Source organism: Tissierella praeacuta DSM 18095, from assembly GCF_900128955.1.
GTDB classification, from domain to species: Bacteria; Bacillota; Clostridia; order Tissierellales; family Tissierellaceae; genus Tissierella; species Tissierella praeacuta.
This window is the reverse complement of sequence record NZ_FQTY01000003.1, coordinates 51,174-64,403: the sequence shown is the minus strand read 5'-3', so window position 1 is coordinate 64,403 and position 13,230 is coordinate 51,174. Positions and strand designations below refer to the sequence as shown.

The 13,230-nt window shown below is 28.2% G+C and carries 13 protein-coding genes; all 13 read right to left on the bottom strand.

From position 1 onward, the window contains the following. Window positions 1-17: 17 nt before the first annotated feature. The gene (gene oppC, locus BUB33_RS04990) at window positions 18-968 is read right to left on the bottom strand and encodes an oligopeptide ABC transporter permease OppC (protein ID WP_072973859.1); all 951 of its coding nucleotides are present in this window, start codon (window positions 966-968) and stop codon (window positions 18-20) included. Further along, window positions 968-1,918 carry an ABC transporter permease gene (locus BUB33_RS04985; RefSeq protein ID WP_072973856.1) on the bottom strand — a complete coding sequence of 317 codons (951 nt, stop codon included), beginning with the start codon at window positions 1,916-1,918 and terminating at the stop codon, window positions 968-970. Before BUB33_RS04985 ends, oppC begins: the two co-directional genes overlap by 1 nt. Window positions 1,919-1,932: 14 nt before the next feature. After that, window positions 1,933-3,915 carry an ABC transporter substrate-binding protein gene (locus tag BUB33_RS04980; protein WP_072973854.1) on the bottom strand — a complete coding sequence of 661 codons (1,983 nt, stop codon included), beginning with the start codon at window positions 3,913-3,915 and terminating at the stop codon, window positions 1,933-1,935. Window positions 3,916-4,165: 250 nt separating this feature from the next. Then, window positions 4,166-4,576: a hypothetical protein gene (locus BUB33_RS04975; protein ID WP_072973852.1), complete on the bottom strand. Its 411-nt coding sequence runs from the start codon at window positions 4,574-4,576 to the stop codon at window positions 4,166-4,168. Between the two features lie 133 nt (window positions 4,577-4,709). Then, window positions 4,710-5,237 (bottom strand): YcxB family protein, encoded by a 528-nt coding sequence (locus BUB33_RS04970; RefSeq protein WP_072973850.1) that lies wholly within the window; start codon window positions 5,235-5,237, stop codon window positions 4,710-4,712. Next, complete coding sequence (locus tag BUB33_RS16005) at window positions 5,221-5,427, bottom strand: hypothetical protein (protein WP_132983257.1); 207 nt, start codon at window positions 5,425-5,427, stop codon at window positions 5,221-5,223. Before BUB33_RS16005 ends, BUB33_RS04970 begins: the two co-directional genes overlap by 17 nt. Next, complete coding sequence (locus tag BUB33_RS04965) at window positions 5,387-6,505, bottom strand: DUF3885 domain-containing protein (protein ID WP_072973848.1); 1,119 nt, start codon at window positions 6,503-6,505, stop codon at window positions 5,387-5,389. The genes BUB33_RS16005 and BUB33_RS04965 overlap by 41 nt, the downstream gene beginning before the upstream one ends. Before the next feature lie 940 nt (window positions 6,506-7,445). Continuing rightward, window positions 7,446-7,967, bottom strand: a complete 522-nt coding sequence (locus tag BUB33_RS04960) for a hypothetical protein (RefSeq protein ID WP_072973846.1) — start codon at window positions 7,965-7,967, stop codon at window positions 7,446-7,448. Between the two features lie 82 nt (window positions 7,968-8,049). After that, complete coding sequence (locus BUB33_RS04955; RefSeq protein WP_072973844.1) at window positions 8,050-8,577, bottom strand: hypothetical protein; 528 nt, start codon at window positions 8,575-8,577, stop codon at window positions 8,050-8,052. A 648-nt stretch (window positions 8,578-9,225) separates the two neighbouring features. Further along, window positions 9,226-9,963: a hypothetical protein gene (locus BUB33_RS04950; protein WP_072973842.1), complete on the bottom strand. Its 738-nt coding sequence runs from the start codon at window positions 9,961-9,963 to the stop codon at window positions 9,226-9,228. A gap of 743 nt (window positions 9,964-10,706) precedes the next feature. Beyond that, window positions 10,707-11,420: a serpin family protein gene (locus tag BUB33_RS04945; RefSeq protein ID WP_072973839.1), complete on the bottom strand. Its 714-nt coding sequence runs from the start codon at window positions 11,418-11,420 to the stop codon at window positions 10,707-10,709. Between the two features lie 29 nt (window positions 11,421-11,449). After that, entirely contained in the window at window positions 11,450-11,911 is a 462-nt protein-coding gene (locus BUB33_RS04940; protein WP_072973837.1) for a serpin family protein, read from the bottom strand. Window positions 11,912-12,321: 410 nt separating this feature from the next. Further along, the gene (locus tag BUB33_RS04935) at window positions 12,322-13,224 is read right to left on the bottom strand and encodes a phosphotriesterase family protein (protein WP_072973835.1); all 903 of its coding nucleotides are present in this window, start codon (window positions 13,222-13,224) and stop codon (window positions 12,322-12,324) included. Window positions 13,225-13,230 lie beyond the last annotated feature (6 nt).

Genomic DNA, 13,230 nt, shown 5'->3' with positions numbered 1-13,230 from the left:
TCCTCCTGTTCTGAAACTTATACATGGTTTCTTGGATCCGATGCATCAGAAAACGCATTCCCTAAAAGGTAAAATGTTATAGAAATAATAGATACAATAACTGCAGGGAATATCAATAAATATGGGTAGTCCAAGAAGAATGTTCTGGCATTTCTAAGCAGTATACCTAATGAAGGTGTATTTATATCAAGACCGAGTCCCAAATATGATAGCATTGATTCTGTGGCAATTGTACTTGGTATTGACAATGCCAATCTCAATATAATAACGCTTACTAATTGTGGCAAAATATTTTTTAGTAAAATTCTCCATGTAGGCGTACCTAATGATCGAGATGCAAGGTTGTATTCCCTATCTCTATGAATCATAACTAAGTTTCTTACATTTCTTGCCATCACTAACCAACCAAATGCAATAAGAGATATTGCCATAATCCAAAAACTTTGTCCTACTACAAGTGCAATTAAAGTTAAATATATTATACTCGGAACATTATATATTAAATTATATAACTCTGTAAAAAATCTATCTAGTTTTCTAACATAACCCCATAAACACCCAATAATAACACCTACTATACACTCTCCTAAACCAACTATTAAAGCTAGTTTAATAGATATCTGAGAAGCATACCAAACTTGAGACCAATAGTCACGACCTAAGTTATCTGTTCCAAACCAATACTCAGAATTTGGGCTAATAAATCCTTTTGTAGTATCTGGAACTAAGGATGCATAGTCATATTTGCCTATTTTCAAAGCTATAAAAGAAAATATCACCAATGCCAAGAATACAAAACTTAATATTACTGCTGATTTTTTCTTTAAAAAGTTTTGAAATACCGATTTCCAATAGGAATAATCTGAATATCCAATTTTTTCTGCAGCTTCAGGAGAATAATCTACAAAGTAAAAAAGCTCATCCTCATTTATTATTTTTTCATCTAATGTTTTATTATGCACAGCCATTATCTAGAACCTCCTTCACTAGTCAGTGTAATTCTAGGGTCAATTAACATCATAAGTATATCTCCAAAAAATACACCTAATATACCTAGTGTGGCATATAAAATTGTTACTGTCTGAACAACATTTAAATCATACCTATTTATTGAATCTACCAATAAAGGACCCATTCCTGGTATAGAGAAAAAACGCTCCACAAGAATTGAACCACTTACAGTTGATAGAAATGATGCTGGTAAATACTGAGCTAACGGTACAAATGCATTCCTCAGTACATGTTTTCTCATTATCTTTTTATTAGGCATTCCCTTTATTCGTGCTAGTTTTATATAATCTTTATTAATTTCATCTACCATATACCTTCTAGTCCACAACGCCCACCATGCAATACTGCTTATACATAAACATATAACCGGTAAGATACTTGATGGTCCTGGATTTCTTGTAGAATACATGGATGGTAAATTTAATAATCTTGTCCCCAATATTAAGACCAGTGAATATGATACCAGTGGTGGCACTGCATTAGCAAAAATAGTATAAGCTGTACCAATATGATCTCCTAATTTATCCTTAAATCTTGACTGAATGGTACCCATGGTCACCCCAGTAATTAATGAAATACCTAATGCTGTTATTCCTAGCTTCATAGATATGGCAAATCTAGTAGATATAATTTTAACTACAGGTACACCATTTTGAATTCTTCGGGATTCCCCAAAATCAAAACGAGCTAATTTCCCATAAAAATCGACTAATTGTTTTGGTATAGGATCTAGTAATCCTGCTGCTAACAATTGTTCATTTTTCTGTGCTTCTGTAAATTTCATCAATTGTTCTTCAGTAAAATAATAATCCGTTGGAAGCATCCTCATAAGTAAAAATACTATTGTTGCTATTAGTAAGACTGTTACAATAGATTGTAACAGTCTTTTTGTACTATACTTAATCATATATAGTCACCATCCTATTTCTTCCCTTTATTATGCGCCTCTTGAAGAGCTGCAGCTTCCTCTGTAGTGTATCCATTAGAGTTTGTTCTTATATTTTTTAATTTTTCATTTTGTATACCAAACATGGCATTCATTTTACTAGTATTATCGTATTTAGCCAATGCAACCATCTGTTGATACATAGCTGGTATAGTAAATGCATTGTCTAGCATATAAGCTTCTGCTTTTGCATAAGCCTTATAACGAGCATCTAGGTCAGTAGTTATAGCATCTGCTGCTTCTACTAATGCAGTAAATTCTTTATAAGCTGTAAGTAATTCTTTGTTTGCTTCTGTCTCTTTTGTTATCTCATTTATATATGAATAGTTTGCTGAATAGTAAGCATTGTCACTACCATATGTTTCTTGTCCTAGATAATTTTGTGGATCACCATAGTCTGCACCCCATCCGTTAATTGCTATTGAGTGAAGATGTGGCTGTACAACTTCTTTTCTAATTGATGATACATAAGTTTTTATATTAAATTTTACAAAATCATCTCCCAAACTCTCTGAGAATATTTGTTTTAATACGTTAGCTGTATCTAAAACAGTTTGGTTACCTGCTGCGATATAATAATCAATTTCTACTGGGAAAGTAACACCTAATGCTGTTAATTCTTCCATAGCTTGTTTCTTTAACTCAGCTGTTTTTGCCTCATCTAGTCTCACCATTTTCTTTCCATTAAGTTCTGGTAAGCCCATTTCTTGTCTAACTAATTCTGTATATTCTGTACCGTCTGAAGTATATACTAAACCCTTCATAGTATAGAAATTATTCTCTCCTATATATGGGTCTAAGGCATTTTGTCTCTTATAATAATTTTCTAAATTTAATCCATAGTACCAAGTTTGTCTAAATGCTTTATTTGCAATTGCTGTATTCCAATTTGTATCAGGTGTTCCATCTTCTTTATTTTTATTAAAGTTAAAATGGAACTGATATGAGTACTTAGACAGTACATCTGGTACTAAATAGTTATAAAATTGGTGATTTTCATCTTTACTTATTGTATTTACTTGACTCTCTGTTAATTGAACATAATCAATTTCTCCTGATTGATATAATTGATATGCCACGTCTAAGGATTCTACCATCTTTATAGTTACTGTATCAAATAACTGTGCTTCCTTATCCCAATATAATGGATTTTTAGTAAATACTTTTTCATTACCTTGGATATATTGGGTCATTGTATAAGCTCCACTATACCACATATTTTCATTGTTCATAGATCTAACATTGTCTGCTCCACCTAGTTCATCAACCATTTGTTGCGACAATGGATATAAACAGTTATAAGTTGCTACTGTATCAAAATATGGTTTTTCTGTTATACATTTATAAACTAATTTGTTACCGTCTATTTCCAATCCAACCATTTCACGGAACTTTGAACCCGCTTCTGCTGTTAAAGCTTTTGCTTCTTCTGCCGAAAGAGTTTTTGTCCACTCATAATACTCTTCAGCGCCTTTTATCATTTCAATTGGCATTGATGTATTTGATGAATCGTTTTTATGGAAATTAAGAATCCACTCAAGTCCTGTTGCAAAGTCTTCTGCTGTAAGAGCTGCCTTTTCTTTACCATTCATATCAACCCATTTAACCCCATCACGAATTTTAAACGTCCAAGTTAATCCGCCATCTTCCGTATTCCATTCTTCTGCTATTGCTGGAACCAATTCACCATATGTATCCACTTCTAGCAATGGATCAAGTAAATTAGTTAAGTTTTCAGAGTCTTCAGCTCTTTGGCTATATAAAATATTGAATGTTTCTAGTTCTCTAGTTTGTACCTTAGATATAACTAAATCCTTAATAGCTGTGGCTGTTTTTGTCTCTCCACCATTATCAGCATCGTTATTACCATTAGTTTTTGAGTCCTTACCACTACAAGCACTAACCACTAAAACTAATACTAGAATTAATGATAGTAATTTGAAATTTCCCTTTTTCATAATATTTCCCCCTTTTGTGATAAAAAAATAACAAAATATAATTGTTCATTTCATCCTAATTTTGATATAAACGCTTAATATTTCAAAATTATAATTTGTTAATTTGTTGATAATATTCTGAACATTAATTATATTTATTAAAAATATTTTACCAAAAACAATTTACATTGTCAATCAGATTTGAAATGGCTAAACATTCCTATAAAAACTAATAGATTATATAATCCTTTCAAAATCTGATATTTATTGTTTATAAACACATAATGATTATTGAAGGAATTAAAAAACAAATTCCTGTTAAAATGTTAGCTATCAGTGCTGATAATACTTCATCTTTTTCTTCAAGCTCATCACTTGTAACTTCTCCTTCTAAAAAGTCAATTATATTCTTTGGTTTATAACTAGACTTATCTTTTTCCTGACGACTCTTTCTTACCATACCAATACTAACTCCATCTAACTTTAGATAGTTAAACCATGCCATAGTTAATAGAACCACTCCTATAAAAAAGAAGGCCTCTTCAACCATTATGTATGTTTCACCCTCATTTATAAAATAATTCCACAGTAATGACAAAGTAATTCCTAAAAATGCCCTTGATATAATCTTATATATAGTTGGCTGTATCAAATACGAATATATCCTTAATAATTTTTTCATTTTAAAAATCCCTTCTATATAATAAAGTCAACCTAATAAATAATTTATAGTTATAAATAATAATATATAATATTTAACTTGTTTATAATGTGTAATATGAACAATATATAAATGTTGTTCCATATATTGGATACTATTTATTATTATCTTTTACAAATTCTAATTTCTTTAAAAGTTCCTCTTTAGTTTCTTCAGTTAAATATCTTGTTGGAACAATATGTGCAGTAAATCCACTTAGATAAATAAGTATCATATCCTCATAGACTTTTATCTCTTTTATACCTTCTTTTGATGTTATTTCAGTAGAGTGTTCACTAATAACTTTTATATTATTTCCTTTTATTATCATGGTATTATGACATATCATAAATGAATTATCTCCATCGTTCAGCATATCTTTGGCAGATTTTCTTATTAATTTTTCATATGTTTTAGGAAATCTTATTATCCATATTAATATAAATAGTATAGAAATAATACCCCAATAAAGTTTTGGTTGTTTGTATAAACTTGGTCCTGTAAAAAATATGACTACTCCACATAAAATAGGAATTATATATTTAAGCATATTGTATGTTTTTTTATGAGATTTTGAATTCTTAGCATGATATATATTAAACTTTATATAATCCTCTTCTGTTACTTCATACTTTAGTTCCATAATATTCCTCCTTAATTCCATATAAATTTGCAACTAATTCATCAATGTTATACTCAGTTCCTAATTTCTCATTATCAGTATCACAAGTATAAGAAAAATAAATCTTTACCTTTGATAATTCAATTGGTATCTCTATAAATCCATTCATTCTAAAATATCTTGTTATAGCCCATTCTCCTATTCCACTCATTCCAAAATGCTATATACCCATTTCTTTCAAACTCATCTTCTGGTATAGTTTTAATTGTAGATTCCTTATAATAATTTTCTACTATATTGGCAAAACTCATAACTTCCTTTTTATATTGAAGATAATAAAGAAAAGCAGTATTTCCACTTTCAGTTATTAATTTAATGATTCCATCATCATGTAAAACAGTCCAATCTATGCCATCATTACATCCAATTATGTCTACCTCATCTAAAGTTTTGTTGGCTATCATAGTATGTCCACAACAAGGTAGCATTTGTTCACCTTCTGTTGGTAAATGATCTTCTGTTAGTGTTTTTAACATTCTAAGGGCTGAGGCACTTACTGTTGCTCCAATATAAGATAGTTCTTCTCCTCCTATGATAACTACTATGTCTCCATGTAGACATAAATCATTGGGATCATCCTTTGACTTATTTATCCAATACAAATCTTTTACCTTTATTTTAAAATTTTCACAACCTGTAAATACATCATCATAAAACTTTTCCCACAGACTTAGTAAATCTTCCTCTTTTTTAGCATATAAAATAAGTCCCCTATCATCATATAAATGAAAAATATATCCATTATCTATATCCATAATAAATATAGATGAAACCAAATCTAGTTTCCCTCCGATATCTGATAACACTATTTCTCTAAATAGATTTTTAATATCTATCTCATCTACTTGATATATATATCTATTACATATATAGGTATCTTCATCATCGGGGTATTTCCATTTTAATTTATAATTATCATATTGAGTTGTATTCTCTAATATACTTTCAATGAATTCCCTTTCCTTTAAACCATGATTACCATATATATCGTCATAAACAATTAGTAAATTATTGCTAAATTCCATAATTTTATATACTTCCATTGCTTTTTCAGTACATTCTTTTACATAATCTTCATTTAGACTATTATCTTCTAAATACGGATACTTCTCACTTAAGTTTATATGAAGCATATTCTTATACTTTAACTGAAATAAGACTGTATCTTTAGTTTTATATTGTTTTAATATTTCATTAAAATTTTGTTTTAAATCAGCTTTTATATTCATATTTATCACCCTCTTTTAGAACAGTTAAATTAAAAACTCTTTTTAAAATCCTTTCATATACAGGGTTTTGAAGTATTTATAGTAAATAATTCAATAGTTCTCCACCTTTCTTGTATACTCTATGGTAAGCTTGTTATGCATAGCACTTTGAAGCTTCAATGTAAATAGATATTTTAATTATCCCTATGCTAGATATTATTGATAGCATAAGTATAAGACTCATAATCCTAGTAGTCAACCTCATTGTTTCTCTTTCTACCACTAAAGCTTTAGCAAAAATTCAATCTTTTCATCATGTAACATTACCTTCTAGTAATCATCTATTTACTTAAAAATAGAACATATTTCAATGTATACACAATTATCACATTGAGGTTATAGTCATTAACAACTGCCTTACAATTAAAATAATCTTTAATGATATACCATTTCTCCTTGGATGAAAATTAAAAACTAGAACTATTAATTATTCAATTCCTTTGCTTAAAATCCATAGACCATTTATTTATTAAGTTATAGTCTATTTCTAATACCTAAAATATGTTTTTCCATTAGTAGTAAAAATTTTGTTATGGCTTCATAATCAACTTTATCTATCGTCGTATTATTATCTGCTGCTATGATTATATAGATACTTATAGATTTACTAATACAATCAACTCCAGAGAGTATGATAATATATTATTGCTTTGATAAATAAGTTTCCAAATCTTAAATTAATTTCACAAAATGCCTCTAATACATATTCTATATTCTATCAAAAATTCTCATCTGGAAGTAATTTAATTCAATGATAGATTTCATTTATTAAAGAATCTGATGGATTCCCGTAAGATGTTTTTAACAAGTCATTTAAAAACAAAACCAAATAAAGCATTCTCACCATATCCTTTGTTTAATAAAATATAAGTAACATTTACCATTATTATGGTATTTGTCTTTAAAAAGATTTGTCTAAATCTAAGACATTTAAATCTTCAACAAGAAATATATTTGTATTATATCTATCATTATTGTTTCCTTTTATTAATATGATATATAATATATCTGTCTTCTTCTCGGATGAAAGATTAAAATTATGTTTTATTTTCTTTGTGTAATAATAATCCGAATTAAAATCAATTCTATCTTCTTTTTCGATATTCAAATCATCTTCTATCTCAATAATCCTTTTCTTTATATTAGAACTCATTTTATGTAGATATAAATTGTTAACCTCAATATAATTTAATATATTTTCTGAATTACTTACTTCAAACCAAATAAACTTATTATGTTCTCCATGCCATTGTGGTCTACTTATTTTCATTTTTTTTAGCTTATCTTCCTTATCTATATCAATACCCCATTTATTTCTTAATTCAGTTTTTATATTCTGTTCTTGCTTATAAGCTTTGACGATATTAAAGCATACAAAAAATAAGGATATGACAAAAAGTAAAATAATAGATTTCTTTTTCATAAAAACCTCCTAATGGTTGAATTTCATCATTACTATCTTCTCAATATACCTTATTATAAAATTAATTAGCTGAAAATAATTATTATTTATTCTGACTTAATACAAGTGTTACGAATGCAAAAGAAGATTTGTTTATCTTACTTCTAATTAATAAGCAATGTATGTATTTATCTTCCACCATATAATCATAATATTTTTCTAAGTCTTGAATTTTCTCAAATATAAATTCTGTATTTCCGTCTTCTATTGAACTTAATATAAGTGGATTTATATCATAATCAGAAACAATATTACCTCTGTCATCTACAATATAATCATAAACTTCAAATTCAGTTGTTTCAAAATTCAGTGCTTCAATTTCAATTTTTTCTCTAAAATCAACAATTGGCAACTCAACAAATTTTTTACCCACCATATAACTTTTTATCCCTTCTTCAATATCTTCTTTCTCTTTATTATTTCTATCTCCATAATAAATTAACTTTAATTCTTTAGAATCATATAACATTTTAATAGCTGGCTCTTGTATCATACTATTTTGACAAGATGATAAAACTAATAATATTAATAATGTACTAATTATAATAAGTGAATTCTTAAAGCTTTTCACACTATTTCATCTCCTAAGACATAAATTTTCTTTACTTCTCATAAACCTAATTTTTCACCCCTATATGTTTATTCGATGTTATTTCTCTCTATATAAACCATAATAAGCTCAACCATTATTTCAATCCAAAGTATTGACCCTAATTCACCAAAATTCATTTTCTAATAATTATAAATAGATTACAATAAACCAAACAACTAAGTTAATATCCTGTAAACTAATATCAATATATTAAAAAGAAAATTGTTTATATGACAAAAAGGTAAACAACAATCTATCCCCTTAGTTCAAAAACCAACTGGTGAAGCTATACAAAGGTAGTAGTCTAAGAGTAATATTATGGATGAATATAACTTAACACCTACTCCCATTAGAGTTAATAAAAGATTGAGTTATGTATGTTTGAGAAGTAATTGGCTATAGTGATAATTCTAGCAAAGATTCACCTCTAGCTTATAGAACATTTGCAAAAGTTAAAGCTAAATTAGATGATATTATACTATTTAATATGGGAAGACGTTTTTAAATTTAATTATGATATAAAATATATAATGTTTTTTAGTTGTTGTGCTTTTACAATATCTTAATGAGATAAAACTAATTAAGCACATATCCCCTTTAACAAATAAAGGTTTTATTTAAATTATATCATTTCCATTCTCTATACAAAGTCCATTTTTTATTACGGCTACTGTATTCTAGATATATTGAGATATTAGTGAAATATTCTTTTCTTTTAAATACATCAAAAATTTTGTCATAATTATAATTTTTTCCAAGTTTACTTATTTTCACACCTGTTTTCCCATTATAAAAAGTAATGTTTTCAAAATCAAACAAAATTCCATCTTGAGAATGTTTAAAGATATAATCAATAATATCATCTGGCAAAGGTTCTATATGTTTTTTTCTTCCTTTTAGTGCATCTAAAATTTTACCATGCATAACAGACTTATAATCTTGGATGTTTTCCATATATATTTTAGTCCAATAATCATCATCATGTGCTAAGTATATATATTTATTATTTAGCCAATTCATAAAAGGCTCATTTAATGGCTTAAAGGTATGTCCAATATATAGAAGTTCTGCTAACTCTAAACTACTCATATTATTTATTATATTAATATCATCATAATCCACCCAAATAAAATCTCCATAACCATAGACGTCATCATTTATCAAATCTTCCATATTCTCTGAATCTACATAATCAAATCCAATATTTGTATTGTACTTTCCATCTCCAAATGAAGCCTTTAATAGAAGAATGTTGTTTGGCTTAACTTTTATGAATTTCATAAAATCTAAAAATGTCGCCCCACAAGAAAACACTTCGTTTTTTTCAAAATCACATATAGTATAATAAAAATATCTACATTTCATCCATATACCCCCAATAAATATAAATCTTAGCTTCTTGCCGAACTGTGAAGCTTACATATTAACTATCTTTCAATCTATTAAAATAGTTAGCTCCATTCATCTTGAATAAATATACACAGTAATATCATTAGATTCTGCTCTGAAGTTATTATTACAGATTAGTTGCAATCTAAATAATAACACACTACCGCTTGAACCTGTTTGAATCCTTCCTGAATATATAGGGATTTAGCCTTTTGATTATCAGCATTAACACATAGATAAGTCTTCATCGTATAGAAAGGAATCATCTACATCACCCCTATGTCTTTTACAATAATCATTAAATTCATTGATTCTATCACTACTCAATTCTATAGCTTTCATAAAAAATAAACCATCCTTCCTATTGAAATAACAGTTTTCACTAATCTTTTTCCTATTTTACCACATACTTCCTCTCAAGTCATTTATAAAATTTAGTAAACTATTTAGCAAAATTCTCTTTTTGTCAAACAGTCTTGTCCCCTAACCTAAAAGTTCCCTCAAACCGTAATTTGAGGGAACATAAATCAAACTTCACTATTCAGTAAAAATCCTTTAAAACTTTAGCATCAATCTATTCTTTAACTAGCAACATAATGGTCTCCACATGGGTTGGGAGATAGGTCAATAATGATGTTCTAAGTTAATATTACCTCTTTGGTAGTGGAATCATATGTTTTTATTCTAAAATTTAATTTCATTATACATAAAAACAAAGTTTACTCCAACGGATTCATGCATACTCCTACAAATAACAAACTACCATTTGATTCAGTTATACCGTATATAAAGGGACGATTAAGAATCATATCTGCACGCCCTTCTGGCATAGCACTCCCTGCATAATAAATTTGTGTAAATGCAGAGGCTTCAACCCCTTCTTCATCTATTGAAATACGGGTTTGTTGCTGTATCTGGCTAATATAAGCCATATGGTTTGTTATACCAGTAAAATCTGCATTCGGTGCAAAGGCAAGTTTTATATCTAATGCTTCTAGTTTATCTTTTAATTTTAGTTGTGAATCAAAATTAAACTTTGGTATCTTCCATACTATTTCCCCATGAAAATCCTTTCCTTCTTCAAAAATTTCTTTTATTTGTTCTGGTGATGACAACAGTTCATAAGTCGAAACTCCCTCATCTGGTAGTATAAATACCATTCGTCCACCATTTTTTAGTCCTAAGCCGGCTCTAGTAAAATTAGTTCCTTTAGAAAATCCAGCAGAACCAAATGTCTGATTCATAAAATCCACCTTTACTTCTCCCTCATTTAGTAGATAAAATACATCTTTTAATGTCTTTTCTTTATCAAAACGGTTAATCCATTGGTCATAAAAATATACTGTATTAATGATAGATAGTATTTGTTGGGGATTAGTTTCTATATCTGGTATTAATGTTCCATTAGTATTTTCGGCTATCCAATTACTCATAGTCCTTCCCGTTTCCTTATGAGAAAAATCTACATTATAAGAACTGGCATACCCAATAAATTAAGCAATTCCATTTCAGTTTCAGCCTTTGCTCCTATTGTTGCAAGTGCCAGAGAATAATATAACGATAGAGGTGAATAGTTTATATTCTTTTTAGACTCCTTAAGAATTAAGAAGCTAGTTTTATAGGCAAAGTCATTTATTACCCTAATTGTATTATCATCCACCGGGTTTTCATCTATTATCTTTCTCCAATTATCATAATCTCCAAATGCATATGCTTTTGGATATATAACTTCTGTAATAGGCTTAACATATTGATTACCTACCCTATCTCTCATTAGTAAACCTATGCTTATTATTACTAATATACTAGCAGCTAAAGTTAATATTCTTTTCATTTTAAACCTTAACCCCTTATTTGCTTTTACTTCCTCAATTAATTCATCATCAATATCTGTAATAGCATTGAATATTTTTTTCTCATTCATAGCAATACCTCCTCTTTTTAAAGAACATCTTTAAGATTAAGTCTTAGGCGAAACATATGACTGGCTAATTTATTTGGAGTTGTACCTATTCTTATTGCTAGTTTCTTTATAGAGTCACCATACCAATATCTTCGAACAAATAATATCTATAAGTAAATTCCATTAAGTAATCTATTTTCATAACTCTTTCTTGCAACACATGAAGAAAATCACTTAGTGTCAACTAATATATTGTCATTTATTATCACGTTACTATCTATCTTGGTTAGGGTTTTTGAAAACACATACTTCTTCTTACTATGAACCATTTCCCAAATTTCTATTTCCATATTAGGAGTTTCATTTTTACATAGCTCAAGGGGATAATATGATAATACTGTGAATTAATTTAATTAAAAAATAAACAACCTCTAGCTTATTATATTTAGTAATCTTCTTGGGTTATTTTGAAGTATATTAGTAATATCTCTGGATGATATACCTATGGATTGTAATAAAGGGATTGTATATTCAAACAAATAGTTGTATCCTAAGTTTAAATTAGCCTGATTCAAACAAGGAGAACCATTCTTCCACTTCCAATTACAGTCAGAACTAAGTAATACATTTTGTGTGTATCCTTCAATAATGAGTGACTCAACAAATTTCATTATTACTTTAGTTTTCTTTGATTTTGGGGCTGTACCAAAATCATTTATCTGTAAAAAGCTTCCACTATTTGCAATTGTTAACGCTTCTGAAACAAATTGCTCGCTACTAAGTTTATTATATTGTTTTTCATAATGACATATCATTAGTAATCTAGGATTCACGCCCATTTTTAAAAGTTCACAAAAATGATTATATGTATTATTTGGACAATGAAATGCAATAGGAAGATTAAATTCATTACTTAATTTAATAGCTGCGTTGATAAATCTACATTCATAATCTTTAAGTTGGTTTCTTGAGTTAGTTGCAATCTTTATTATTCCTGGTTTAATTTTTCTACTACTAATCCCTTTTATATATTTATTTCTTAGGCTTTGATATAGCTCTTCAACAGTTTTTCTTTTATCACTTTCTTTCACTTGACGACCACAATAGAATCCTATGCAGCATATAATTTCAACTGGAGAATTGTCAATAATATCTAAGTATTTATTCAAATTAGCATAAGGGGTTAAGTCTACAATATAGTCTATATCATATTTTGCTACCTTATCTAGTAATTTCAAAACATATTTTGTATTCTCTTCTGTTTTGGAATATGGATAGAGGTTAAATAAATGTTCATGTACAAGTATATAACCCTTTGATTTAATATTCTTCAATTATCT